Origin of the sequence: Vibrio sp. qd031 (assembly GCF_002100145.1) — a bacterium.
Lineage (GTDB): Bacteria > Pseudomonadota > Gammaproteobacteria > Enterobacterales > Vibrionaceae > Vibrio.
The window spans coordinates 216,451-242,789 of record NZ_JXQD01000002.1 but is presented as its reverse complement, the minus strand read 5'-3'; the positions used below and the strand labels follow the sequence as shown (position 1 = coordinate 242,789).

25 protein-coding genes are annotated in these 26,339 nt (G+C 43.8%); 8 read left to right on the top strand and 17 right to left on the bottom strand.

Annotated elements, in window-relative coordinates:
- Positions 1 to 2: 2 nt before the first annotated feature.
- A complete protein-coding gene (locus ST37_RS02145; protein ID WP_084883291.1) occupies positions 3 to 2,555 on the bottom strand; it encodes a cache domain-containing protein in 2,553 nt (850 codons plus the stop codon).
- Positions 2,556 to 2,780: 225 nt separating this feature from the next.
- On the opposite strand from ST37_RS02145, the gene ST37_RS02140 reads away from it, so the two are divergent.
- Both ST37_RS02140 and ST37_RS02135 read left to right on the top strand, forming a co-directional pair.
- Positions 2,781 to 3,884 carry an AI-2E family transporter gene (locus tag ST37_RS02140; RefSeq protein WP_084883289.1) on the top strand — a complete coding sequence of 368 codons (1,104 nt, stop codon included), beginning with the start codon at positions 2,781 to 2,783 and terminating at the stop codon, positions 3,882 to 3,884.
- Positions 3,868 to 4,533, top strand: coding sequence for a potassium channel family protein (locus tag ST37_RS02135; protein WP_084883286.1), 666 nt, complete (start codon positions 3,868 to 3,870; stop codon positions 4,531 to 4,533). Before ST37_RS02140 ends, ST37_RS02135 begins: the two co-directional genes overlap by 17 nt.
- Positions 4,534 to 4,614: 81 nt before the next feature.
- Here the strand turns inward: ST37_RS02135 and ST37_RS02130 are convergent, their stop codons facing one another.
- Both ST37_RS02130 and ST37_RS02125 read right to left on the bottom strand, forming a co-directional pair.
- Positions 4,615 to 4,824, bottom strand: a complete 210-nt coding sequence (locus ST37_RS02130) for a cold-shock protein (RefSeq protein ID WP_084883283.1) — start codon at positions 4,822 to 4,824, stop codon at positions 4,615 to 4,617.
- A gap of 370 nt (positions 4,825 to 5,194) precedes the next feature.
- A complete protein-coding gene (locus ST37_RS02125; RefSeq protein ID WP_084883280.1) occupies positions 5,195 to 5,455 on the bottom strand; it encodes a DUF333 domain-containing protein in 261 nt (86 codons plus the stop codon).
- A gap of 119 nt (positions 5,456 to 5,574) precedes the next feature.
- Here ST37_RS02125 and ST37_RS02120 point away from each other — a divergent pair, with 119 nt between their 5' ends.
- Entirely contained in the window at positions 5,575 to 6,063 is a 489-nt protein-coding gene (locus ST37_RS02120) for an NUDIX hydrolase (RefSeq protein WP_084883277.1), read from the top strand.
- Between the two features lie 40 nt (positions 6,064 to 6,103).
- Here ST37_RS02120 and ST37_RS19915 read toward each other — a convergent pair whose 3' ends face one another.
- The 3 genes from ST37_RS19915 to yccS all read right to left on the bottom strand — a co-directional run bounded on the left by ST37_RS19915 (position 6,104) and on the right by yccS (position 9,173).
- On the bottom strand, positions 6,104 to 6,265 hold the full coding sequence (locus tag ST37_RS19915; protein ID WP_172400915.1) for a hypothetical protein: 162 nt from the start codon (positions 6,263 to 6,265) through the stop codon (positions 6,104 to 6,106).
- A gap of 112 nt (positions 6,266 to 6,377) precedes the next feature.
- On the bottom strand, positions 6,378 to 7,001 hold the full coding sequence (locus tag ST37_RS02115; RefSeq protein WP_084883274.1) for a DUF2057 family protein: 624 nt from the start codon (positions 6,999 to 7,001) through the stop codon (positions 6,378 to 6,380).
- Positions 7,002 to 7,010: 9 nt separating this feature from the next.
- The gene (gene yccS / locus ST37_RS02110) at positions 7,011 to 9,173 is read right to left on the bottom strand and encodes a YccS family putative transporter (RefSeq protein ID WP_143698097.1); all 2,163 of its coding nucleotides are present in this window, start codon (positions 9,171 to 9,173) and stop codon (positions 7,011 to 7,013) included.
- Positions 9,174 to 9,308: 135 nt separating this feature from the next.
- Between yccS and helD the strand changes: the two genes are divergently transcribed.
- The gene (gene helD / locus ST37_RS02105) at positions 9,309 to 11,360 is read left to right on the top strand and encodes a DNA helicase IV (protein ID WP_084883269.1); all 2,052 of its coding nucleotides are present in this window, start codon (positions 9,309 to 9,311) and stop codon (positions 11,358 to 11,360) included.
- 74 nt (positions 11,361 to 11,434) lie between these two features.
- On the opposite strand, the gene ST37_RS02100 is transcribed toward helD, so the two are convergent.
- The 3 genes from ST37_RS02100 to ST37_RS02090 form a co-directional block, all read right to left on the bottom strand.
- Entirely contained in the window at positions 11,435 to 11,890 is a 456-nt protein-coding gene (locus ST37_RS02100) for a methylglyoxal synthase (RefSeq protein WP_084883267.1), read from the bottom strand.
- A gap of 127 nt (positions 11,891 to 12,017) precedes the next feature.
- Positions 12,018 to 12,200, bottom strand: coding sequence for a hypothetical protein (locus tag ST37_RS02095; protein WP_084883264.1), 183 nt, complete (start codon positions 12,198 to 12,200; stop codon positions 12,018 to 12,020).
- Between the two features lie 142 nt (positions 12,201 to 12,342).
- Complete coding sequence (locus ST37_RS02090; protein WP_084883261.1) at positions 12,343 to 13,575, bottom strand: OFA family MFS transporter; 1,233 nt, start codon at positions 13,573 to 13,575, stop codon at positions 12,343 to 12,345.
- Positions 13,576 to 13,986: 411 nt separating this feature from the next.
- Between ST37_RS02090 and ST37_RS02085 the strand changes: the two genes are divergently transcribed.
- Positions 13,987 to 14,340, top strand: a complete 354-nt coding sequence (locus ST37_RS02085; protein ID WP_084883259.1) for a hypothetical protein — start codon at positions 13,987 to 13,989, stop codon at positions 14,338 to 14,340.
- A 166-nt stretch (positions 14,341 to 14,506) separates the two neighbouring features.
- Complete coding sequence (locus ST37_RS02080; protein ID WP_084883475.1) at positions 14,507 to 15,475, top strand: NAD-dependent epimerase/dehydratase family protein; 969 nt, start codon at positions 14,507 to 14,509, stop codon at positions 15,473 to 15,475.
- Positions 15,476 to 15,540: 65 nt separating this feature from the next.
- On the opposite strand, the gene ST37_RS02075 is transcribed toward ST37_RS02080, so the two are convergent.
- The 6 genes from ST37_RS02075 to napF form a co-directional block, all read right to left on the bottom strand.
- Positions 15,541 to 15,669: a TIGR02808 family protein gene (locus ST37_RS02075; RefSeq protein WP_084883256.1), complete on the bottom strand. Its 129-nt coding sequence runs from the start codon at positions 15,667 to 15,669 to the stop codon at positions 15,541 to 15,543.
- A 1-nt stretch (position 15,670) separates the two neighbouring features.
- Positions 15,671 to 16,243 carry a NapC/NirT family cytochrome c gene (locus tag ST37_RS02070; protein WP_084883253.1) on the bottom strand — a complete coding sequence of 191 codons (573 nt, stop codon included), beginning with the start codon at positions 16,241 to 16,243 and terminating at the stop codon, positions 15,671 to 15,673.
- A gap of 15 nt (positions 16,244 to 16,258) precedes the next feature.
- Positions 16,259 to 16,714 carry a nitrate reductase cytochrome c-type subunit gene (locus ST37_RS02065; protein WP_084883250.1) on the bottom strand — a complete coding sequence of 152 codons (456 nt, stop codon included), beginning with the start codon at positions 16,712 to 16,714 and terminating at the stop codon, positions 16,259 to 16,261.
- An 85-nt stretch (positions 16,715 to 16,799) separates the two neighbouring features.
- The gene (gene napA / locus ST37_RS02060; RefSeq protein WP_084883247.1) at positions 16,800 to 19,289 is read right to left on the bottom strand and encodes a periplasmic nitrate reductase subunit alpha; all 2,490 of its coding nucleotides are present in this window, start codon (positions 19,287 to 19,289) and stop codon (positions 16,800 to 16,802) included.
- Positions 19,286 to 19,585, bottom strand: a complete 300-nt coding sequence (locus ST37_RS02055; protein ID WP_084883245.1) for a chaperone NapD — start codon at positions 19,583 to 19,585, stop codon at positions 19,286 to 19,288. Before ST37_RS02055 ends, napA begins: the two co-directional genes overlap by 4 nt.
- A 38-nt stretch (positions 19,586 to 19,623) precedes the next feature.
- A complete protein-coding gene (gene napF / locus ST37_RS02050) occupies positions 19,624 to 20,112 on the bottom strand; it encodes a ferredoxin-type protein NapF (protein WP_084883242.1) in 489 nt (162 codons plus the stop codon).
- A gap of 242 nt (positions 20,113 to 20,354) precedes the next feature.
- Between napF and narQ the strand changes: the two genes are divergently transcribed.
- Positions 20,355 to 22,019 (top strand): nitrate/nitrite two-component system sensor histidine kinase NarQ, encoded by a 1,665-nt coding sequence (gene narQ, locus ST37_RS02045; RefSeq protein WP_084883240.1) that lies wholly within the window; start codon positions 20,355 to 20,357, stop codon positions 22,017 to 22,019.
- A 67-nt stretch (positions 22,020 to 22,086) separates the two neighbouring features.
- On the top strand, positions 22,087 to 22,698 hold the full coding sequence (locus tag ST37_RS02040) for a response regulator (RefSeq protein ID WP_084883472.1): 612 nt from the start codon (positions 22,087 to 22,089) through the stop codon (positions 22,696 to 22,698).
- 99 nt (positions 22,699 to 22,797) lie between these two features.
- Here the strand turns inward: ST37_RS02040 and tal are convergent, their stop codons facing one another.
- Positions 22,798 to 23,748: a transaldolase gene (gene tal / locus ST37_RS02035; RefSeq protein ID WP_084883237.1), complete on the bottom strand. Its 951-nt coding sequence runs from the start codon at positions 23,746 to 23,748 to the stop codon at positions 22,798 to 22,800.
- A 246-nt stretch (positions 23,749 to 23,994) separates the two neighbouring features.
- Positions 23,995 to 26,328 (bottom strand): EAL domain-containing protein, encoded by a 2,334-nt coding sequence (locus tag ST37_RS02030; RefSeq protein WP_084883234.1) that lies wholly within the window; start codon positions 26,326 to 26,328, stop codon positions 23,995 to 23,997.
- Between the last annotated feature and the right edge of the window lie 11 nt (positions 26,329 to 26,339).

Below are 26,339 nucleotides of genomic sequence, written 5' to 3'. Positions count from 1 at the left end.
GGTTAACTAACAAGCTCGACATTATCGATGTTCATTTTACGAGCAACTCGAAGTGGCTGCGGTTGATCAGAATGATATCTTTCAGTCAGTTTTTCTATTGATAGGGGTTTATCAAACAGATAGCCTTGGCCAATCTGACAAGCATGCTGCGCAAGCCATCGGTGCTGTGGTGTTTCTTCAATACCTTCAGCAACAACGCGCAGCTCTAAAGAGCGGCTCATCGCCAATATAGCGAGTACCAACGATTCGCTCTGACTATCAATGGTCAGCTTTTCGACAAACGCCCGATCAATTTTAAGCTCATTTATGGGTAGTGTATGCAGGTAACGCATTGATGAATAACCTGTACCAAAATCGTCCAGCGCTATATGAAACCCTCGCAGTCGTAATCGGTCGAGAATGGGCTGAACCTGCTGCGTATCTTTGATCAGTATATTTTCAGTAATTTCCAGCGTGACCTTAGAGCAGGGCATTGATGATTGCTCAACAAGATTAGCCAACGAATCGACTACCAGTGGGTTAGAGATCCTTTGTGGTGAGATATTGATCGAAAGCTGAATATGTTTGCCTGTTTGTTTCGTAAACTGTGCAACTTGCCGACACGCTGTTTCTACTATGTAATCGCCAATAGAGTTGATGATGCCTAGCTCTTCTGCTTTTTGAATAAACACAGGGGGTTGGACTTGGCCTAAGACTGGATTTTTCCACCTTCCTAAGGCTTCGACGCCAAACAGTTGCCCTGTGGCTAAGTCAATTTGTGGCTGATATTCAACATAGATTTCATCTCTGGCAATGGCTCGCCTTAACTCTTGCTCTAAGCTGTGTTGGTAGTTTTGCTCTTCTAAAATGTCCAAACAGAATAGATGGAAGGTATTCTTGCCTTTTTGTTTAGCGCGATACAGTGCCATGTCTGAGTTCGAAAGAAGTTTCTCTAAACTTCGGCCATGCTCTGGAAATAAGGTTACGCCACCACTAATGGAGATGTGGTGATGTTTGCCATCTATAACAAATGACGTATTAGCCGCTTTGTTAAAGACGGCAGCGGCTCGCTGTGAGGCTTCCTGTTCATTTTCTAAATTGGCGAAGCAAAATACAAACTCGTCACCCCCAAACCGTGCAACCGTATCGCCTGGTAACATAATGGTCGCAAACAAATTGGACAGCTGCTTAAGCATAGAGTCACCAGCCGCATGTCCGTAGATATCGTTGATGTTTTTAAAATCATCGAGATCAACAAACATGATGGCGAGTTTACTCGAGTGCTTATAGGCGTGGCGGATGTTGACGTTAACTTGTTCTTGAAAATGTTTGCGATTGGGTAATTGAGTCAAGCTGTCATGAGATGCGTTGTACGCGAGTTGATCTTTTAGCTCGTTTAACGCATTGAAATCTTTATCAATCCTTAATCGAAAGCGTTCAAAGTTAAGACGGATTTTACGCGCAAAATAAAGATACAATGCACCCAAAAAGACACTAAGTAAAAGTATGGTCGAGCTTAAGCGTTCTTGCTTGCGATTATTTTGTTGCTCCAGAAGTTGCTGCTGCTCTTCAATGATACCTTGCAAGTCTTCACCATACAGTCCAGTCCCTACAATCCAATCCCATTCAGGTATGTAAGTCACGTAACTGATTTTCTTCGTTTCTAGGATGTGCTCAGGCTTAAATGATGAGTAATACTCGACAAAATCATCACCTTTGATAGCAGTATCTATGATGGATTTGATGTAGTAATGGCCATTTTCATCCTGAAGATTGATTCGATTAGTACCAATGGTGTCGGTGTTTGGATGCAGCAACATCGTCCCATGACTGTTGAGGACAAACAGGTAGTTATTATCATCACTTCTTAGTTGGCCAAGTCGATTGAGCGTTCGCTGGCGTATTTCTGCATCTATGGAGGAAAGGGTATTTCCAGTCCCGATGATCCATTGATAGGGTTCGAATACTTTTAAATAAGAGACCTTTGCACTGTCAATAAATGAGGCGTTATTGAGGTTTACTTGGTTGAAGGTTTTAAACCCTTCATTCTGTTGGGAAACTAACTCAATGGCGTCACGAACAATGTATTGGCCTTGCTTATCTTGAAGGTCCAATAAGTTGGTTTGTTCAAGCTCCGGGCTTAGCGGGCTTAAAACAAGCTCTCCTTGTGTGTCAAAGATATAGTAGTAGCCAGAGTCATTGTCGTAGCGGAGCGCACGCAGTGCCTGCAAGATAAGCTTTTTAACTTCTCCCGGGGGTAGATGCTGATTGTTTTCATAGAGACGCTCGACAATACTGAATGCTTCATAGACGCGAAACTGAATTTGACGTTTCATGCGTTCAATACTTTGGGACTGATCGAAGCGAATATCAGCGACTACGCGATCGATGTCGGTTTTTAGTGCGTTTTTGTTCTGATTTATAAGCTGAACTGACAGCGCCTCTATACTGGATCGAGAGTTTTGCTGAGAAGATTTGATGATCACACCATTCAAAATCACCGTAAATGCGATCAAACTGATGATCGGCATAATGCGGAGGAGATTGAGTAAGTACTTTTCTTCGTTTTTGATCATCGGAGATTAATTGGGCAAAATATCATCATATTATACAGTATGTGAAACTGATACTTCCATATGATGTACGGCAATTAACAAGACCAACCCGACATTTTTGTGACTAGTTACGCTAATGCTGCCTCTTATAACGGCTCACCGAGGAGATAAGTGTCTATACTTAGTTATTGTTTTTCTAAATATTATTCGCTGATGGTCATCGTTAATTCATTTCAGGGAGAGAGAATGAAATCGCCATTACAATCAATATCTCATCAAGCGGTGGATGCCGCGATTAAAATAGGTGCCATAGTTTTATTGCTGTACTGGTGTTTTGAGATATTAAGACCTTTCATTATGATGGTGGTGTGGGCCGCTGTAATTGCTACTGCTTTATACCCAGTTGCCATGGTGCTTTCCAATAAACTAAAGCTATCACCGTCAAAGGCAAGCTACTTATTAGTATTAATAGGGGGGCTATTAATGTTTATTCCGACATACCTTATGTCGGGTGCTGCGATTGAAGAGATGCAAGATCTTTACAATGCGATAGAGCAAGGCATACTCAATATTCCTCCTCCGTCACTATCTGTAAAAGAGTGGCCAGTGGTGGGCGAGAAATTCTTCGCGTTCTTTACCAAGCTATCTCGTGACCTTGAAGCATTTGTATTGCTTTATCAAGAGCCAATTACGGCCTTGGCAACCACGGCGCTGGGTATTATAGGTGGTGTATTCGTTGGTTTACTGAAAATGACACTGTCGCTCATTATTGCCGGTGTGTTTATGAGTAACGCAGCGGCATGCGAAAAAGTCTTTTCAAGAATATCGATTCGCCTTGCAGGAGAGTCAGGTAAGGCAATGACCACACTGACCGTGAGTACCATACGCAGTGTAGTGCAAGGTGTGCTTGGTGTTGCCGTGATTCAATCTGTACTCGCGGGGGGAGGGTTGTACTTTGCTGGAAGTCCAATGGTTGGGCTGTGGATGCTTGCGGTGTTGTTTGTCGCCATCATCCAGTTACCGCCAATCTTGGCGCTTATCCCACCGATTATTATTGCTTATACGGGTGACTCAAGTTTTGTCGCTACGGCTTTATTAGTGTGGTGCCTGTTAGTCAGTGCCTCCGACGCGGTGCTTAAACCGATGTTAATTGGTCGTGGCTCTGATGTACCCATGCTAGTGATATTACTGGGCGCAATTGGCGGTATGGCTATGTCTGGGATTATTGGCTTGTTTGTCGGTGCTGTTGTGTTGGCCGTTACTCATAACCTATTTATGGCTTGGCTTGCTCAAAGTGAGGAACCCACAACGCAACAGGCGGAGACTAAAGACATTGAAACAAGTAAGTAGCGAAGATAATTTTGTATTTTTGTTGGTTGCATTACTGACACTACTGTTCACTGTAGCGGTTGTAGAGCAGTTTTTTATGGGGGGGCAATTGCTGGTAGTGTCTGCGATTATTCTCTGTTTAGCGTTTTCTATTTTGGGTGTGAAACGACAAGCAATTTATACCAAAAGTTGGTTTGGGGTGCTGCTGACTCTATTTCTGGTGACTTATGTGATTTCGATTTTAACCAACTTAAATTTGAGCCTATTGACAATAACCTTAGTGATCGTGTTTTTGATGCATTATATGATCTCCGCATTTAAGCAGGTACTGTTTACCGATCACGTTGGCAGCAATCAAATTATTGGCTCAATTTGTATCTATCTAATGATTGGCTTGGTGTGGTCGTTTGTTTATTTATTCTTGATCGAAAGTTTTAATGGGGGTTTTAGCGGGTTAGACAGCCAGCACTGGTTAGATAACTTGTCGTCGGTGATTTACTACAGCTTTATAACCTTGACTACGGTAGGGTATGGCGAAATCACCCCAACACTGCCTATTACACGCTTTTTTGCCTATATGCAGTCACTTACAGGCAGTTTTTATCTGGCGATATTGGTCGCGAGTTTGGTCAGTACTGGATTGGAACAACGTAAACGCAAAGTGAATTAAAAGACTAGTAAATTGTTAGTTAGCCAGAAACAAAAAAACCAGCGATTGCTGGTTTTTTTTAATTCTCAAATGCACTTAAAATTAAAGTACTTTGATCGCTTCTGCTTGAGGGCCTTTTTGGCCTTGCGCGATTTGGAATTCAACTTTTTGACCTTCGATAAGAGTCTTGAAGCCGTCTCCAGTGATTGCACTAAAGTGAGCAAAAACGTCTGGACCGTTTTCTTGCTGAATAAAACCAAAACCTTTTGTTTCGTTGAACCACTTAACGGTACCAGTCACAGTGTTTGACATTGTGTATTCCTGTATTACTTGTAAAATTCGATGCGTGTTCTTAATGAACTACTTTTAGCCTAAACAAAACATATTGCGATTTAATGACAAACGAAAGTATATAACTCACGTACAACGCTAAACGGTAATAGTCTTTTTGAGCCGACAAACATCATAACGTAAAGTTGTGGCTTTTAAATCAAAATCTTGCACTTTTTCGCGAAAAAACACTATTAACCATACAAATTGTAGTCATGTCTCATTTGTAGTTGCAACTTTTGCTGTATGTTTCATTAATAGTTGACTTATATCGACTTTATTCCATATCACTGGCTGAGTATTGTGCAAAAAAATAGTGCATTTAGTGCACTATTTTTGGTCATCTAGCGAATTATGACTGTGCCTGTTGTTCATCTAGATGGCGTTGATAGTAATCTTGTAATTCGTATTTTTCATCTTTTGAAAATTCACAGTATCCTACTCGGTTGTCACCTTCACTGATACGTATGAATTTCCCTTCTTGCTCAACACAGTACATCGCGGCTGGGTCGGTAAGTGGCTCCCAGCTCTCGACAGTGTATTCCGTTTCTGTGGTGGTACATCCAACAGCAAGCAACGCCGCAAATACGGCAGTAATGTATGCTTTATTCATTACGATCTCCTAGAGCAAGTTGAATTTAACGTTACCAGTGTAATGAATGGTTGTACGCAAGTGCAATCACTTTGTTAGCGTGATAGTGTTGCCCGGTTAAAATTGCTAGAGAAAACATCGTGAGACATCTACGTACAGCGACCCATCCTGATATTGAACATTTAGATCAATGTGTTATTAAACAGCGCACAGCGACGCGAGCCATTTGTATTGACGGTGAGTCTATTTTACTTATGCATACCGAGCGATACGATGATTACACTTTACCAGGAGGAGGGGTTGATGAAGGTGAAGATTTACTGAATGCCTTAGTTCGTGAGCTAGAAGAGGAGACAGGAGCGAACAATATTCGCCGAATAAAGCCATTTGGGCTCTACGAAGAATTTCGACCTTGGTATAAAGACGATGCGGATGTCATGCATATGATCTCGTACTGTTATTCTTGTCATGTCGACAAGGAACTGGGAGAGAATCGTTTAGAGGGCTATGAAAAAACAAATGGGATGGTGCCTAGATGGGTCAATATTCATGACGCCATCGCTCACAACCAAAATACGATTGCCAATAGCGCTAAAAAAGGTTTGAGCATAGAAAGAGAAACCTATTAATTAGAACTTATTGCGAAAGAGTTGCTGTAAGGTAACCTAATTAGTGAAATAGCGACTGAATGTAATCGCTCTCTTCGTCGGTGACCAACTCTTGTTGCTTTGCTTGTGTTTTACGTTGGATTTCATTTTGAATTTGATTCATTTGCTCCAACGACAACATAGAAATCATTGATTTCAGTTCGTCAAACTGTTGTGTGTTCATAAAATTGACCGATCTTATTGGTGACTAGATATACTATAGACCTCCTAAATAAGACCCCAGTCACATAATTGTCAGAGTTTTGTTAATTGGTTGGCTAAAACGAATTTTTAATTCAAAGAGCGTTAATCGCTTCTTTAAATCGCTGCTGAGTCTCTGGATCAGCCTTTTTATACCAAAAATGCAGCATCTCTTCTGTGGTTGTGGGCGTGCTTTGCTGATGCTCTGACGTGTTCGTCATCATACCTCGGGTCCATATTGCAATCCCATTGCCTTGATTGTAGGCCTGTATTTCTGAGATAAAGTCACGCCCAACTTGCATCCCGTGATGAACCAACTTATCTTGTTTGGCCTTTATCACCTCGCCTTCGCTTGTCACCAAATGCCATCGTGGCTGGTCGTTAAATGCTTGTGCTTGTCTGCTTGTGGTAAAAGTTGGTATTTCAATACTGAGCTCGGCCTGAGTGCCGTTAAATGTTCCTATAACGGGTTGACTGGTGAATAGCTCTTTATCATTATTACCTGTAAAACTCTGCGTTACACGTAGCACGACTTGGTGCTGTCCATCATCGAGCGTGGTGGTTGATGTCGAAGAGAAAAAGCCACCATCAATTTTTGGCTTTTCTTCATTGACCACAAGTAACTCGACATTCGATGGAATGTTTATAACGACGTCTGCTAACGACACGCGACTAACCAACGACAGGGCAATGAGTCTAATGACGGTTGATAGGCGCATGTTTATTTCCTATGTTTCTGGTTCAGATGGCGTAATGGGCGCCGTATTAATGGCAGAGGTCAAACTATACATTTCAGGGAGCATACGGTAGATCAAGTGCATTTGCTGCAATATTAATGATACAGACAGATTTGCCGGAAGGTCTTCTACAATGGGCAGCGTTGCTGGATACGTGCCACTAAAGCTCGTTAGAGGCAACTGATCGTTAATATGTTGTGCGACTGTGTCTAAATGCATACGAATTGTCGCGTGTGCATCCAGTATGGCTTTGTGTAAAGATTCGTCATCGAGCCGCTGTCTGTGTGAACCTAATGTTGAAATATAGCTCAATAGGGCGTGGTTCAGAGTCAATAAACGAAAATAATGCTCTTTAGATTGCTGGTACTTTTCAGGTTCCATCATCATGTTACTTATGGCAGTACTCAGTTGTGCATCGGCGAAATGGGCCTCACGGCGTGCAATTCGGTATGCCAATCCATCTTCTTTTCCTAACCGATACTGTGCAATCGTTTGATCTAAATACGCTTTATTGGACAAAAATGCCCTGGCGGTGGTGTTAGGTAAGCGTTTCGCTTGCCAGTCGGGAAGTATAAATACAACCGCTAATGTTGCTAAACTGCCGCCAATTAGAGTATCGATCAGTCTAGGAAGGATAACACCATAGCCTTCTCCTAGTTGAGCAAAGCTAAACAGCACTAATACCGTAATGAATGCTGTGGCGTATCCATAATTATTGAGCCTAAAGCTAAAAAACAGTACTGCACTGATGGTGATGACCATCATTTGACCCAGTTGAGTTGGGAGCAGTGTAAGTAACAGCCCACCCGCCAATAGACCTGCAAATGTGCCAATTAACCGAGAACGCAGCTTCTGTTTTGTGGCACTGAAGTTTGGCTGACACACAAACAAAGTGGTGAGCAATATCCAATAACCATGAGAAATGGAGAACAATTGGATGATGCCGTAGCCGAGGGTTAACGCCAAACTCAAGCGGATGGCGTGCCGACACAGTGGTGAACTTAATGACAAACTCTTCCACACTCGTAGCATCATCGCTTTAATTGAAGTGGGTTGATCGTTATCGAGCTGATTGCTGCCTGTAAATTCGATCGCATCAGGGTTGGAGATGTTGCGCAGCTGCTGCTCTACTGAGCAGAGATTTTTAAAGAGAAAATGCAACTGCGGTAACAATGAACGTTGTTCGTCATTGGCGTGAGCGTCTAGGTGTTCTAGTGAGTGTGTTAACTCTATCAGTGAATGAGAAGGTTGGTATTGAAATGGCTTATTTTCGCTGACCGAGAGTGCTGCATTTTGGCATGCAGCCGCTTGTTCTTCTAGCAGGTGTTGAAAACGGAACAATATGTCTGAACGGCCAAAGGCTTGCGCTAACTCTTGGTATCGATAATGAGTGGAGCTAACGCGTTCATGAATATCTTGAGCAAGAAAATAAAGTCTTAGGAAACGGTCACTAGGGCCGTCAACAACGCCTTTCTTTGAACGGTGAATAAACAGTGCTTTGCACGTTTCTAAGTGGGCTACCGTTACGGCGTTTAGCTCGGCTTCTTTAAGCCGAAAAGGCTGAGGAACAAGAGTCTCTGACGCTTTAAACAGCTGGCTCTTGCTGTGTAAATAGGCCCCTAAATTGTCAAAGACATTGCTTACGGCTTGCTGGACGGGTTGCATTGGCAAAACACTGCTCCAGATCATCGAGAGTAAGTAGTACCAAAAAGCACCCGCTAGCAATAAAAATGTTTGGTCAGGACCAACACCAGTCGTGTCCATTCCCAACATGGTATAAATGGCTATAAGAAGCGAGCCAAAGGCGATACTGCTGTATCGAGGACCTATTGCTCCTAGCATGACAAACCCAAAGCTACTGGTGAGCAAGCCAATTGAGAAAAGGACTGGGTAGGGGAACAAAATAGCCGTGGACCAAGAGGCAAAAGCAAAACAGAAGAAGGTTAATAGGATCGCTCTGATACGGCCCCAAAAACTGTCATCCGTTTCCGCAAGTGCCGCGGCAATTATGCCTAGCGACAAAGGTGTAATGAGAGTGCCGTCTTGTAGGTAATATGAGACGCTCAGCGCGCCCAACATCGCCGCAGCAATGAGCAACGCATAATTAAGGGTATTCTTAGCCCACATAGGCTTTACTTTTGACTGAGAGTTCACGTAGTGCAACAATTCGATTTACAGAGGCTAAGAGTATGATATCTCGTCTCAATTTGTCCACTAGAGTCTGGTGTTTTGATTGATGTTAGGTGTACACTTTGCAAAGAATGACCATTATTAGGGCCTCGACAGGCAATGCAGATCCAAGCCACTCCTTTTGCGCAGTTTTTTATTCACAGTGAATTCGCCAGCGTCGCAGTTAAAGCCGATCAGTTTGAACTCGCGAGTAATACGCAAAGCGTGATACTGCCGTTTACCCATTTGTGCGGCAAAATTACCGTAAAACGGGGAATTCGTTGGGCACAACTGTCTATTCTTGGCCTCGAAAGTGACGGTCACCAAGAGGTGTGGACGATCTGTGGTTTAGATTGGAATGAAGCGCAGAAGTTTGCAGCAAAATCGACCCTTTCATACGAAAAATGGCACCGTATCCAATGTAGGAAATTAGCATTATACCTACCTAAGTGGCATGACTCTCTTAATCAAATCATAAAGTTACCTGCTTATGTTAAGCAGAGCCGGTTAAATCACTGGCGTGAAATGATTGGTGAGGATCTCACCGAAATTGGTTATGGAATGAAAGAGGCGACTCAACGTATGCCAACTGGGGTGTCGCCGTTGTTACCTTGGCAACAATCGGACGAATTACTCGATGAAAGAAACCAAAATTGGTTAGACATTGAGCTCCAAAATTGGCATGTATTTTTTTCGCAGATAGAACGTGCTCCGCTTAATCATTCACAACAGGTCGCAGTGCTGATCGATGAAGACAATACCTTGGTATTGGCCGGAGCAGGGACTGGAAAAACCAGTGTAATTACCGCCAAAATTGCCTATTTGCTGCAAAGCCATCAGTTACAGGCAGAAAATATGGTGGTGTTAGCATTTGGCAATGAAGCGTCAAAAGAGATGCGCCGGCGTTTGGATTCCCGAATTGGCAGCTCGGCGATTAACGTTAGAGTTAATACCTTTCATAAATTGGCAATGCACATCGTTCATACCGTTGAACACCAAACACCAAGTTTTTCGAGCATGGCAACCAATCTGAAACAAAAACAAGCCTGGTGCTCTCAATGGCTTCGGGAACATTGGGGTAACCCCGCTCACTTTAGACGTTGGCAAAAACACCTTTCTCAATGGCCCATTGCTTATTTGAGTGGTGATGAAACGTTAATCGAACAAGTCGAGAACCCTCGGCTCATTGCGTGGTTGGAACAACAAGTGAGTGGTTTAAGTGGCGAAAATCTAGATAAGAAAAGCATTCAGCAACAGCTTATCGACCATGTAGATTATTCTCGGCTTAATAGCGAGTTGCAGCTGTGTTGGCCAGCCTATGTAGCTTGGAAAAAGTATCTGAACGCACAGGGTGAGTACGACTTTGATTCGGTGATCATTAAGGCGACACAGTATCTCAATAAAGGGAAGTTTAAAGGCGACTGGCAGTTTTTAGCGGTCGATGAGTTCCAAGATATCTCGCCAATGAGATTGGCGTTTTTGGAGTCGTTAAAACTTAATAACCCAGATATGTCACTGTTTGCGGTAGGAGATGATTGGCAATCTATCTATCGTTTTTCTGGCAGTGATATAGCGCTAACGACTCAGTTTTCAAATCGTTTTTATCCTGCAAAAATCCATCATTTGGATCGCAGCTATCGGTGCAACAGTCAAATTGCCGCTGTTGCAGAGCGGTTTATTGGCCAAAACCCATCGCAGTTGGCCAAATCGATTGTGGCGCAACGCTCTGCGGATGAGGCGTCAGTGACGGTGTTTTCTCAAGCACACCTGTTTGCTCGACTTAAGCAGCTAGACGATAGTTTAACTCACACCCATAGCGTACTGGTATTGGGTCGAAACCACCGGCATCAACCCGCAGATGTTAAAGAATGGAGTTCTACCTTTTCGCATCTAGAGTTTCAGTTCATGACTTGTCATGCAAGTAAAGGGCAGGAAAGCGATTACGTTGTGGTTGTGGGGGTGAATAACAACGAGTTCCCGGCAAAGGAACGAACGTCTCACCTTGTCGAAGCGCTACGCGACAGAGATGAAGGCATAGAACACGCCGAAGAGCGTCGACTAATGTACACAGCAATGACCCGAGCAAAAGAGCATGTCTTTATCTGTTATGACACTGCTGCGTCCCCGTTTATTGATGAGTTAAGCGATTATGAAGGTGTGAATCTCGCCTAGGGACGGAAAAGCGCAATAAAAAGCGGTACCCAAAATGGGTACCGCTTTTTTATGTCAGCTTTAATCGCGTAGAGTTAAATTCTGGCGTCTAAATAGGCTTGATAGTCTGGGATCTCGATGTCGACTTCTTGCTCGATCAACGCAGATTCGAACAAAAACTTTGCGGTTGCGCGGTTTGTTGCAACTGGAATGTTCCAAACACTGGCGATACGCAATAGTGCTTTAACATCTGGGTCGTGAGGCACGGCATTGAGTGGATCCCAGAAAAACACCATCATGTCGATTTTGCCTTCCGAAATCAGCGCACCCAGCTGTTGATCGCCTCCCATTGGACCACTGATTAGGCTTTTAATCGCGAGACCGGTTTCCTTACTCAGAATATGACCTGTTGTCCCGGTGGCATACAGAAAATGACCTTGAAGCTTGTGTAGGTTTTCTTTAACCCATCTGACGAGATCTTGTTTGCGATTGTCGTGTGCTACAAGTGCGATGTGTTTGTGAGCGGGCATGGTGCGCACCGTCGTTTCCATGGATAGTTCCTCGTATTTAGTTAATCTAGCCATGTTGCCACAGTGCGGGCAGTAAAAAAAAGCGAATCTGAACAAAGTTTTGAGCTATACACTGCAATTGCTGGTCAGATTCGCGTTTTCAGTAATGCTAGTACGATTCTGTATCCCATTTGCTTTCTGTTGCGTAAGGATCATCGAGAAGTGAGGTACTTAGATTGGCTTTGAGCTGCTCTATTTGTTGCTCAATGAGGTTCATTGAATGGTAGTCACCTTCTGAACATGCCACATACATTTGCTGTTCTAAGTCGTCTATTCGGTCTTGAGTATCCATGTGAGTCCTCCTGCCAAGTTTGATGACGGCTACAATGAATAGTCTTGCTAATTGTAGTCGATACCGCTTAATAAGGATCACTGCGTCTAAACGAAAAAAGCCTGTGCGATAGCACAGGCTTGAAATCTAAGACTATTCTTTTCTAAGCAGTAATTGCTTCGGCATTGCTTTGCTCTTGTTTCACAGGTTTTGTAACAAAAGTAAGTGCAACACACACGGCCATCATTGCCGCAGAAATGGTATACGCTAGAGTATATCCGGTGCCTTGCGCCATAGAAATACCCACAACCGTCGCACCGATTGCACCACCGATACCCCAAGCAGTGTACAGCACACCATAGTTGGTGCCGTAGTTCTTAAGACCATAGTATTCTGCTGTGATAGATGGGAATACAGCCAAAAGCGTACCATAACCAAGTGCAGCGGCTGCTGTACCAATAATCATGCCCATTTCAGATGTGTAGGTTGCAAACATAATCATGTTAGCGCCTTGCAATGCAAACGCTAGGAAAAGCGTACGAACGCCACCAATTTTGTCTGAAAGAATGCCCGCAGCTACGCGACCACCAGAGTTGAATATGGCAAGAATCGATGCCAAGTATACAGCGTCCGGGATATTGGCTTGTACACTTGCAATCGTTGTAATGTTACCGATAACCATTAGGCCAACCGCTGATGCAAGTGCATACATGATCCACAAGCTGTAAAACTGTGGCGTTTTAAGCATGGTTTTCCACTCGATATCAGCCGCTGCAGCACCACTTTTTGCCGCTTTCTGAGCATTCTTAGGGGCTTCTGGCTTATATCCTTCTGGTGGGTTAGTGATGGTTGCGGCTAGAGGAACCGAGATCAACAGGATTCCCACACCTAAAATTAAGAAGCTTTGGTTAATGCCATATTGAGCAATTAACGCTGCAGTAAGAGGCGCTAAATAAACAGCGGCAAGACCAAAACCCGCAGCAATCAAGCCGTTAACCAGTCCTTTCTTGCTAGAGTGGAACCACTTCATTGCAGCAGGAGAAAGACAGGCATAACCGAAACCAATGCCTGCGCCAGCAATCACACCAAATGTGATGCTTAGACCAATAGGCGTTGTTGCAAAGCTAGACAAAATCATGCCTAGGCCAGTTAGAGCAGTACCAAGAATCAAGATTTTGCGTGGACCCATTCGGTCTTGCAAGATACCGGCAACCAAAAGAGCAATGGAGAAAGTGATTGTGGCCACAGCGTATGGTTGAGACGCGTCTGCGGCGTTCCAACCATTAATGGTGACTAATGACTTATTGAATACACTCCATGCGTATAAGATCCCTAAACAGAGGTTTATACAAAAACCGGCGACGAGGATTTTTGTTGCTTTTTTTAAGTTGGTCATAGGTTGCTCTAATGGTGTGAGTACTAAAAAAGTTGAACTTATCAACTCATTTTGAGCGCGCATTATAGCCAATAAAAATGAGAAGTGAATCACTATTTGTGTGGAAAAATTCACCAAGCAGGATAAATTACTCCCGCGCTACCTTTGCTTAACACCGTTTTTACAACTGTGCCTTAAATCAGCCAGTAAATCGTGTTGTTTGGCAGTAAAAGGTAACTATGAATACAAAGTACTCATTTAAATGCAACAATTACGATACAATTAAATTAATCAACGATTTAACTCGATGGCTGGAGAATTATTCTTGCCAAAATTCAGTAGATATTGACTAGTTTATGTACGATAATGCCGCTGAAGGGTGAATTACTCTTCAGCTTCCTAAATTCGTTGTAACTACTCAAAAGGCACACCATGAAATACGCAATCGTTGCGCTGTTGTCATCTTTGGGATTTTATCTGTCAATGGATCATATGACATCGTTCATTGCCGCATTGCTTATCGCTAGCATGTCGGTTTTGGCTTATTACGGCATTGCTGCTCGAGTGACTAAAATACCGCAGTTAGCGCTATTTTTGCTCATTTGTGGCGCACTTGCCAAACTGACCGTTACGGTCGTAGGTGTTCTCATCGGCTTAAAAAGTGCGGTGATCTCCTCGCCGCTTATCTTCTCTTATGCTTACTTGTTCTACTTAATTTCGATTACTTACTTACTGTTTAGTCGAAAAGATCGTCAGGTAAATCAAATGATGTCTAACGCAGCGTAACTCTTTTTAGCTTATTTTTACGCCAGACTGTTTGAGCCACTTTGACTAAAGTGGCTCATTTTTAATACTTCGCGATCACATTGGAAAGTGTCTTAGTTCTGACGCATATTCACTCTGCATGGGCCTGTATGGTCTAAATAAGTCTTCAATATAGGCAGGGATGAAAGTGAAGTATTTGGTGACAGGTGTTGCGGGGTTTATAGGCTCGGCAGTATGCCAAAAATTGTGTCAGTTAGGTCATGATGTTGTTGGTGTTGATAACCTCAACGATTATTATTCGCCTCAATTAAAACTCGCGCGTCTAGCGCACATAAAACACCCCAATTTTAGCTTTATCAAAGCGGACATTATGCGTCGCGATCTCATGGATAAACTCTTTGCAGAGCATACGTTTGATGTTGTCATTCACCTAGCGGCGCAGGCAGGGGTACGATATTCGATTGATAACCCTAAAGCCTATATCGACAGTAATTTGGTGGGCTATTTTAATATTATCGATTGTTGTGCCATACATGAGATTAGCCATTTAGTGTACGCGTCGAGTAGTTCTGTCTATGGATTGAATGACAAGATGCCGTTTACCACCAATGACAAAGTCGATCAGCCAATATCTCTATACGCTGCGACAAAAAAATCAAACGAAATGATAGCGCACAGTTACTCACACATACATCAACTCGCCGTGACGGGACTGCGTTTTTTTACTGTGTATGGTCCATGGGGAAGACCTGATATGGCCTTGTATAAGTTTACGACTGCACTCTTAGATAATCAGCCTATTGACGTGTACAACCATGGTGCACTTAGCCGTGACTTTACTTACATTGACGATATTGTCGAGGGCATTATTCGAGTGTGTGACAAACCGCCTCAATCTGTAAACGGTGAAGCGCCGTATAAACTGTTAAATATCGGTGCAGGTAAGCCAACCTCTTTAGAGGCCTTTATTGCCGCTATAGAAACCGCCACAAGGACCAAAGCTATTAGGAACAATCTGCCAATGCAACCTGGTGATGTAGAAGCAACGTGGGCAGATACCAAAGAATTAGAAGCCTACATTAACTACCAACCACAAGTTGGCGTTGAAGAGGGAGTAGAGAACTTTGTCCGATGGTTTAAGCAGTACCACCACTAACCAGTCTTTTCCTTATGCACACAACAAAAAAAGGGCCTAATGGCCCTTTTGGGTTTTAAATAACCCTATTTATCTTTGGTCATCGATAGTAACCATATCGATAAAGCGGCGACACCGGCAAAACCGCCTAGAATGATTACTGGCATTGCGCTGTAACCGAGTACGTGCCAAATAATGGATTCAAATTGACTCATGTTACCACCCCTCTACGCCATGCATATCTGGAAGTTTGTGTGCGATACCTTTGTGACAATCCACACAGGTCTTTTCGCCAGAGGCGAGTGCAGTAGAGTGCTGCTTAGCACTGCGTGGCCCTTGTTCAGAAAAGTCCATAAACTCAAACTCGTGACAGTTTCGACATTCTAATGAGTCGTTGTTTTTCAGTCTTGCCCATTCGCGCTCCGCTAGATGACCGCGACGAGCTTCAAACTTCTCTTGGGTATCGATGGTGCCCATAAAATGGAAGAACAACTCTTTTGAGGCTTGAACCTTACGAACAATTTTGTCTGACCACTCATGCGGTACGTGACAATCGGAACAAATTGCGCGTACACCAGAACGGTTAGAGTAGTGAATGGTCTCTTGAATTTCAGCCACAATAGGTGCGTGACAGCCCGAACAAAACTCTTCTGTATTGGTCGCTTCCATGCCGGTATTAAATGCACCCCAGAAAAGCAAACCACCAGCAAAGCCCATAAATAGGACAATACCAACCGCTGCTTTACTTGGACTGATGAGACGTTGCCAGAACGCCTTTAATAGTTTCATAACTAACCTCGGCGATTACTTAAGTGAGTCAACACGCTCAAAATCGTTCTCAATCAGCGGGTTAGCGCTTGCTTGAGGAACATGGCACTGCAAACAGAAGTAGCGACGAGGCGATACATCAGCCAGTACAGCGTCTTGGCGATTTACATAGTGAGTCACACTCACTTTGGTTGCGCCCATCTCAGGAGCATTCTTCCAGCTATGGCAGGCCAGACATTTGTTTGCATTAAGCGACACTTCATATCCACGAATGTTGTGTGGAATAAGAGGTGGCTGGTAAACAAAATCGGCTTCGAGAACTTGATCTCTTGGGTACTTCTTGAAGTCGTCGGCTGGTCGTGTGGCTTCCAGTTCGCTTGCTCCACGAAGTGAATTCACACCGCCAATACCACCGGGGTTGTTCAGTTCTGCGTTTACAATACCTGCAACCAGCATAGTAAGCGAAATAACTGTTAATAAACGTTTTTTCATAATAACTCTCCGCCTATAGGCTCAAATAGGGGCCATGAGTGTGGTTTGAAAACCTACAACTAAACATGGCCTAACTGCTGTTGGCCTAAGCGACCTTAGTGATTTTAACCGGACACTTTTTAAAGTCAGTCTGTTTTGACAATGGGTCGGTTGCATCAAGAATCAGCTTGTTAATCAAAATGCGCGCATCAAAGAATGGAACAAACACCAACCCTTGAGGTGGACGATTTCGACCGCGAGTCTCTACACGTACTCTTACTTCGCCACGCTTGTTTGATATCAGCACTTCATCACCGCGACGCAATCCTTTCTCTTTTGCATCCGCCGGGTGGATATAACACAGTGCATCAGGAACCGCTTTGTAAAGTTCAGGAACGCGGCGAGTCATTGTGCCGGTATGCCAATGTTCCAGAACACGTCCGGTACATAGCCACATATCAAATTCGCTATCTGGCACTTCTGGAGGCGCTTCATACGGTGCTGAGATGATCAATGCTTTACCGTCTGGCTTACCATAGAAGTCCCAACCTGAGCCTGGCTTCGCGTAGGGATCCGAGCCTTCTTTGAAACGCCATTTAGTCTCTTTACCGTCAACCACTGGCCAACGTAATCCACGTACTTGGTGGTAAACGTCGTAAGGAGCCAAATCGTGTCCATGGTCACGTCCAAAGCGGGCGTACTCTTCGAAGATACCCTTTTGCACGTAGTAGCCAAAGTGGTGAGCATCGTCATTCAGCTCTTTTGCTTCTTCAATTGGGAACTGGTTAATTTGGCCATTTTCAAACAGCATTTCGTACATGGTTTTACCACGATATTGTGGTGCCATAGCGAGTTGTTCTTCTGTCCAAACTTCTTCCATTTTGAAGCGCTTGGAAAATTCCATCAACTGCCACAAGTCTGATTTTGCTTCACCAATGGTATCTACCTGTTGGTACCAAGCTTGTGTACGACGCTCAGCATTACCGTAAGCGCCTTCTTTTTCAATCCACATTGCGGTAGGAAGAATCAAGTCAGCAGCTTGGGCTGTTGCAGTTGGGTAAGGGTCAGAGCAGACAATGAAGTTGTCAGGATTACGGTAACCAGGAAGACGTTCATTGTTGATGTTTGGACCTGCTTGCAGGTTGTTATTACACATTACCCAATACGCATTGAGTTTGCCGTCGTTTAGCATGCGATCTTGAAGAACTGCGTGGTAGCCTGGCTTCGGTGGGATTACGCCGTCAGGGATCTGCCAAATGTCTTCGGCGATTTTACGGTGTTTCGGGTTAGCAACCACCATATCCGCAGGCAAACGGTGTGCGAACGTACCGACTTCACGAGCAGTACCACAGGCCGAAGGCTGACCTGTCAAAGAGAATGGGCTGTTACCCGGAGTTGCAATCTTTCCGGTCAATAGGTGGATGTTGTAAACTAGGCTATTCATCCATACGCCACGGGTATGTTGGTTCATCCCCATGGTCCACAGAGACATGACTTTGGTGTTTGGATCGGCGTATTGTTTCGCAAGCTCTATGAGCTTTTCAGTAGAGACGCCAGAGATTTCTGAGGCCTTTTCTGCCGTGTATGGCGCAACAGACTTTTTATACTCTTCAAAGTTGATTGGTGTCATGTTGCCCGAGTTCGGGTTTTCAGCTTCTACTTGCAACGGATCATCATCACGAAGACCGTAACCGATGTCGGTGTCTGCTTGAGTAAAGTTGGTGTGCTTATTAACAAAGTCCCAGTTCACTGCATCATTTTCGATGATGTAGTTGGCGATAAAGTTAGCAATGGCCAAGTCAGACTGTGGTTCAAAAATGTATCCTTGGTCTGCCAATTCGAACGAACGATGATAATAGGTCGAAAGAACGTTTACTTTTACGTGTGGGTGACTTAAACGACGGTCAGTAATGCGAGTCCACAATACTGGGTGCATTTCTGCCATGTTCGAACCCCACAGCACAAATGAGTCAGCGCTTTCGAAGTCGTCGTAACATCCCATTGGCTCATCAATACCAAAGCTGCGCATAAAGCCAACAACTGCAGATGCCATACAGTGACGTGCGTTAGGATCGATGTTGTTTGAACGGAAACCCGCTTTCATCATTTTGGCGGCGGCGTAGCCTTCCATGACAGTCCATTGTCCAGAACCGAACATACCGACACCAGAAGGGCCTTGCTTTTGAAGTGCACTTTTCCATTTGTCGGCCATCACGTCGAAGGCTTTGTCCCAAGAAACCGGTTGGAAATCACCATCTTTGTGGAATTCGCCATCTTTCATACGCAAAAGAGGTTGGGTTAAACGGTCTTCGCCATACATGATCTTTGACAGGAAATAACCTTTAATACAGTTAAGACCTTTGTTTACTGGAGACTCTGGATCACCCTGAGTCGCGACTACTTTACCGTTTTGTGTCCCTACCAGAACCGAACAACCTGTACCACAAAAACGACAAGGCGCCTTATCCCATGTGATAGCAGTTTGATCTGAACTCGCAATAAGGTTTGTTGCCTGAGCGGGCAGGGCTATACCTGCTACCGCTGCTGCAGAAGCCGCAGCATTGGCTTTTACAAATTCACGTCGTGTTAATTTCATACGTCACCTTTTGCTTCAACTGAGAGGTCATTGATAGGCTTATCAAAGGTCTCGGTCTCTTTTTCGATATGATGGTAAACCAAGGCAACGTTTAACACGTGCTCAAGGTTAGAGATTTTGTCTATCGTTGTGGTTATGAACCCTTGGTTTTCTGTCGTCATCACCACAACAATTTTTCCATGTGGGTCATCGCCGTAAATTTCGCTGCCGGGCAGTGCTAAAATGGCCGCTTTCACGCCCTCTAGATGGGTGGGCTCAGCATGAACCACCAAGCTGGATATGTGGACTTCTTCCATGTACTACTACACCTGCTTTTTGAAGAGTGCTCTTCGGGTTAAATATTTTGAATGTCGATGGTGTTTACGGTAATTGCCTGTGTCGGGCAATTTGCAACGCATCCGCCACAACCATTACAAGCATCGAGCTCTATAGTCGGTTGTGCGACACTGCTTAACTGTGGTTTAAACTGTATGGCAAAGGGCTCACAAGACTCTTCACACACTCTGCAATCGACACCTTGCTTTGCAAGACATTGGTTACTGATGGTTGCTGTTTGCTCCCAAGGTTTAGTCGGTTGCGGGTTAAATAGTTTTTCGGGACAGCTTTTTGCGCATTTATAGCAAAAGGTGCATTCTCCTTGGTCGAAATCGACAACTGGGAACCCACCATCACCTTTGGTAATTATGTTGGTTTCACACACTGACGCGCATTCTCCACAGCGAGAGCACAGTTGTGAGAACGCCTGTGGCTCAGAAAGCCAAGGTAAGTTCCCTGGTTTGACGTACTTGCGACGAAACAAACGACGTTTGTGTGTATCTACCAATTGAATACCATACTTATTGCCCAAAATGGTGACGTAACGCTATGGTTTAAAAAAAAACAGTAAACTACGTTTTATACTCATAGTTTAGTTATCGTACAGATGACTAAAATAGCTCAAAAGGGGTAAACTGGAATGTAACTTGATTCAGATCATGAATATTGGATGCGCTTAATCACATATTGTCCGGATATTCAGTCTTTTACTTAGAAAACAGCTGTTTTTGTGGGCCCTAAGGAGGGCGTGTGCGACAACCTAAACCTTTGATTCGGTCATTTGTTCTGTGCTTATTGGCGATTGGGCTTTTGTCATTGTTTACAACAGTCTACTCATTGTTGAGCTTGAACATGAGTATGCGAGACGGTGAAGCCATTAATGTCTCGGGTTCAATGCGTATGCAAAGTTATCGGTTAGCCTACGATATTCAGTCTCAAGACGACCTTTTTGGTCTTCATGTTAAGCAATTTGAATCCTCACTGTATTCTCCATCAATGTCTGCGTTAGACCACTGGGCTGCTCCAGACGATATTCGTAATGATTATTTGAGACTTATAGACCGGTGGTTGATGTTAAAGCGGGTATTGCTTAGTGACCGCAATGATCAGTATTTACAATCGGTTCAAGAGTTTGTTACTCAAATCGATCAACTGGTGAGTAAGCTACAAGTTTACTCAGAAAAGAAGTTGCAAAATTTGGCCGTGGTAGGTGGATTGGGATTGGGTGGCATCCTTTTTGTATCACTGTATATATTGCTTATCGTTCGTACACGAGTGTTAGAACCTGTCAATGGATTAATAGAAGCAAGTCAATCGATACAAAGCCGTGAGTTTGATATACACCTCAAACCCAGTGGTAGTAGAGAGATGGATTATGTTGGCCGTAGCTTCACGCTAATGTCTAAAGAGCTAGGACAGCTATACGACGACCTAGAATCGGCGGTAGCGCAAAAGACCAGCGAACTGCAACAAGCGAATGGATCGCTAAATACACTCTATCGGACAACAAGTTTATTGGCCGACCCGAGTCTTAATTACAGCCTATTTCAAACGATGCTAGACGAATTAGTTGCCCATTCATCCGTGGCTGGAGTAAAGGCGATTGTAATCGATGAATCGGACGTAGATGTTTTTTTCGCGTCGGGTGCATCAACGGGGGCTATCACAACTCAGCGCAAACTTCAGTACAGTGATATAGAACAAGGTCAGATTACGCTCTTTTTAAATGAAGAAGTCGATGAAAGTTTTATCGAAAGTTTTACTCAAATATATTCGCGAGCCATTTACTACAAAGCAACTAAGAAACAGCAGCAGCAGCTACTCATTCACACCGAAAGGGCAACCATAGCCCGTGAACTGCATGACTCTTTAGCCCAAAATTTGTCTTATTTGAAGATTCAAACCGTATTACTAAAACGAGAGCTTAGCAGTCACCCGGTGGTGCTGGATTTGGACGAAGGTTTGCGATCCTGTTATCAGCAGCTCCGAGAACTGCTCAAAACGTTTAGGTTACCTGTTGGTGAGTTAAACTTTGCTGAAGCATTAAAAACTACCGTTGAGGATCTACAAGGTCGAACGGATGCAAAAATAGAGTATAATAACCAACTGAATTCACTAAGATTAACCGCTGAGCAGCATGTACACGTTTTACAAATTGTGCGGGAGGCAACATTGAATGCTGCCAAACATGCTTGTGCTAGCAATATCAGTATTGAGTGTATCGATCGTGGTAACGAAGTGTGTGTCGAAGTGAATGACGACGGAAAAGGATTTGACGTGGGGAAATCGCAAGATGGCCATTACGGATTGGCGATTTTACATGAGCGTACCGAGCAATTAGGCGGTACAATAAGCGTTGAGTCGACTATAGGTCAGGGCAGTAGAATTCACATGTGCTTTGAACCACAGGTATAAGCAAAGAAAGGAACCAACGTTGGACGAGAATAACAATACTGAAACCGAATCAACTTCCATTCGTGTGATGCTAGTAGATGATCACCCTCTCATGCGACGGGGCATTCGGCAACTGCTGGAAAGCGAAGATGATTTTGATGTAGTTTGCGAAGCCAGCAATGGCACCGATGCAATTGCTATAGCAGGTCAAAACGACATTGATTTGATTGTACTGGATCTCAACATGAAAGGTATGTCGGGGCTCGACACACTTAATGGGTTGAGGAAAGACGGTGTCGAAAGTTACATTGTTATTCTTACGGTCTCAGATAGCCCCGCTGATATTTCGGCTCTAATAAGGGCGGGCGCTGATGGCTACTTACTTAAAGACACCGAGCCTGATGATTTGGTCAATAAATTAAGGAATGTGGGCATAAATAACCCAGTCTATAGCAAAGAAATCCAAACCTTTATTGACAGCAATGGACAGAAAAGCAATCCGTTTGATCATCTCACGCAGCGTGAAACTCAGATCCTAGAAAATGTCGCACTTGGTAAACGAAACCGTGAAATTGCCGACCAGCTGTTTATTTCGGAGTCGACAGTGAAGGTTCATATGAAAAGCTTGTTGAAGAAACTCGATGTTCCTTCAAGAACCGCTGCGACAGTGCTGTATTTCGATTATTACGGTCGTTCATAACGGTTACTGATGGCGAGATCCACAGTGCGCCATAGGCTAAGGGCACATTGCAGACACTAAAAAGGGAGGCTAAGCCTCCCTTTTTAGTGCAAACTGAATTTACAGCATTGCTTCAATCTTTGTTTCTAGTTTGCCTTGGTCAACGGCAAAGTTACGGATGCCTTCGGCGAGCTTCTCTACAGCCATTGGGTCAAGGTTATGCTCCCAAAGAAACTCAGCATGAGTAAGTTCAGCTGGCGCTTTCTCTGTAGCACCGATATCGACCAACTTAGTTGGAACATCGCCGCTGGCGTTTTCTAGCTCTTCTAGAAGTTGTGGGCTGATGGTAAGACGATCGCAACCCGCTAGTTCCAAAATTTCGCCGGTATTACGGAATGACGCACCCATAACGACGGTATTGTAACCGTGTTGTTTGTAGTAGTTGTAGATCTTGGTGACTGATAGCACCCCTGGATCTTCTGCAGCTTCAAAATCGACGCCTTGTTTCGCTTTGTACCAATCCATAATACGACCGACAAACGGTGAAATAAGGTATACGCCAGCTTCTGCACACGCTTTGGCCTGTGCAAAGGAGAAGAGTAGCGTTAGATTACAATTGATGCCTTCGGCTTCAAGCACTTTTGCCGCCTGGATCCCTTCCCACGTTGATGCGAGTTTGATTAAGATGCGCTCTTTACCAATGCCTTGTTCTGCGTACATTGCAATGATTTGACGCGCCTTTTTTACACTGTTTTCGGTATCGTAAGACAAACGAGCGTCAACTTCTGTAGAGATTCTACCAGGGACAATATTTAGGATTTCTTGACCAATAATAACCGCTAGACGATCGCAAGCGAGCTCAATTTGCTCTGCTTTGTCACTGACATTTGCTTTTGCGTATTCAACAGCGTTGCTAACGAGTGAAGCGTACTCAGGCATTTCCGCAGCTTTTAAAATCAACGATGGATTGGTTGTTGCGTCTTGAGGTTGGTATTTTTTGATCGCTTCGATATCACCGGTATCTGCTACAACAGTAGTGACGTTTTTAAGTTGGTTCAATTTATTGCTCATTGCGCAATCCTTTTCCATTAAGGTAATGCCCTGCGGTTTGACCCTACAAGGGTTTAGCGTTTCAGTACGCCTGTGAATATACACACAAGATAGCGTTATTCGCTAAACGAAATCAATGACTTTTCAGCAATTCTCGTGATGTTGATCAACATAAAAAAAGTCTATTTATGGTTAAACGATTGCGCAAAGATTTGCGTTAGATTTTGCTAGATAAGGGAAAATTTTTGATATCGTGAAAAAGGTGATTTAGACGTCGGAAAGAAGCACTTCTTTAGCCTTAGAAGACGTTTGGTGGCGAGTAGAAAACTCGTTGATTTCACGTAATGTGAGAGGCTTAGCGACGAAATTCCCCTGAAATAGGTCACAACCACATTGCGTTAGGAGTTGCCAATGACTGGCATTTTCAATACCTTCGGCAACGATTAACTTATCTAAGTTTTTTCCAATCGCAACAATGTTTTTCACCATTTTGTAGGCGTTATTATCGGTTTCTACGTTTTGAATAAAGCTTCGGTCGATTTTAATCTCATCCATTGGCAGATCTTTGAGCATGCTGAGTGACGAGTAACCCGTACCAAAGTCATCCAACGATATTTTGACCCCCAGACTTTTTAGCTCGACAACGCGTTGTATTGCTTGAACGATATCGTTTATGAGCAGAGTTTCTGTGATCTCTAAAACCAGTTCGACATCGCTTTCTTTACATTTATTGATGAGTGGTACGACATCGGACACAAAGCAATCCATCATAAAATGACTGACCGAAATATTGACCGATAAACTGGCTTGTTTTAAGTAAGGGTTAAATTGCGATACTTCTGTGATCAAGTGGCTGAACAAGTAGCGGCTTACCTCAGGCATCATGCCCGCTTTTTCTGCAATGGTGATAAAGAGTGTTGGCGACACCACGCCGAGTTCATGGTCGTGCCATCGAAGCAATGCTTCAACGCCAGATAAACAGAGTTCGGCATTCACTTGCGGCTGATACTTAATTTTGAGGTCGTTATGCTCAAGAGCTTGGCGAAGTTTTTGCTCTACGCGAAACTTAAACTGAGACTCTCCACGTAAAGACTCGTCAAAAAATCGGTAGCTATTACGGGTTTTTTTGGCGAGGTACATTGCTCTGTCGGCCGATTTCAACAAGTCAACGAGGTTTTTTCCGTGGTCCGGATAGACTGAAACGCCTATGCTGCAACCTAACACAACGTCTGAGCCAAAAATGTTGAACGGATTGCTTAGCTCACTGTTGATCTTTTTTGCGAGCTCTTCCAAATAAGGTTGATTGGTTTGGGGCGAAACAACAATAAATTCGTCACCAGCTTCTCTAATTAAAATATCGAATAAGCCAAGCACACTTCGCACTCGTTCGCTTAACTCAGTAAGTACAATATCTCCTGCTTCATGGCCGTAGCTGTCGTTAATTTTTCTAAAATGATCGAGATCGACAAACAAAAGGCTAAAGCGTTTGTGATGTTGGATCCATGCATCAAAGTTGTCTCGCAAATACCTACGGTTAGGTAAGCCTGTTAGCGAGTCTTGATTAGCAAGCTTGATGAGAGATGCCTCATTTTCTTGTTGCGTTTGAGAGGTGAAGCGAAACAGCATGAAGAACACCGTATGAAGAGACACAAACACCACGAAGTAGGGGAATAAGGTTGTGGTTAACTGATACTGTAGCTGTGGCCAGTCAACGTAAGACACATACCAGTGATCGAAGCGAGGGTCATAGGAGAGTGCGACCTGCAAGTGCTCTTTTTTGCCTTTATGTTCGAACATGTACTTTTGGGTGTTCTGTTTAATGGTGCTTGGGTCGACGCTGTAGACGTCGTATAAATTGTCGACAACAGTATCGAAATAAGAGCTTGGAATAGGCCTTTGAAAAAACTCATCAGCCAACGTTTTGTCATTAAGACTGTTGTATTCAGAGTTGTACTGCCAATAACCATCTGAGCGAGCAATCCCGATTAGCTGAGAACTATTGGAAAAGTCATGTTGAAACAGTTGTGAGTCCTTTGCTCGTATCCCTGCTGACATAACACCGAGTATGTTGCCTTTGTCATCTTTGATGGTTTTTCTTACAGGAATCACCAGATCGTCGAGTTCGGAGATAAAATAGGTTCGGCCTAAAATCACGCTGTCGCTATTTAGCGTGCGCACGAATGATTCTTTGGTTACGGGATTTTCCAAAAAGTTAAAGGTATTTTGACTGCTTATTTCACCGTCATACATGTTGGACGTTGCCATAGCAACGGTACCGTCTGGCTTTATAAAAGCAAAGGCGTACACAGCTGGATTGGATTCAAGTAATGTATCTAACTTTGCAGTGGTTTTTAGGATGCTTTCGGCTGTTACTGGTAGATGTTCGCTCAATTGGTTGCCCAATAGAGTTAACACTATGTCTTGAGACTCCAATAAGCCTTGTACACCGCTGGAGAAGAGTTCGATAGCCGCGGCTTGCTCAATCTTTTTTTTATCGACGATAGTGTCCCATGTGCTCATACTGATAAAGTAAAGCACGCACAAACTTATAGCCCATATCAAAGAGTAGAGTGCCCAAAGGCGCTTAACAGTGGCGTTCATACCTAAACCAG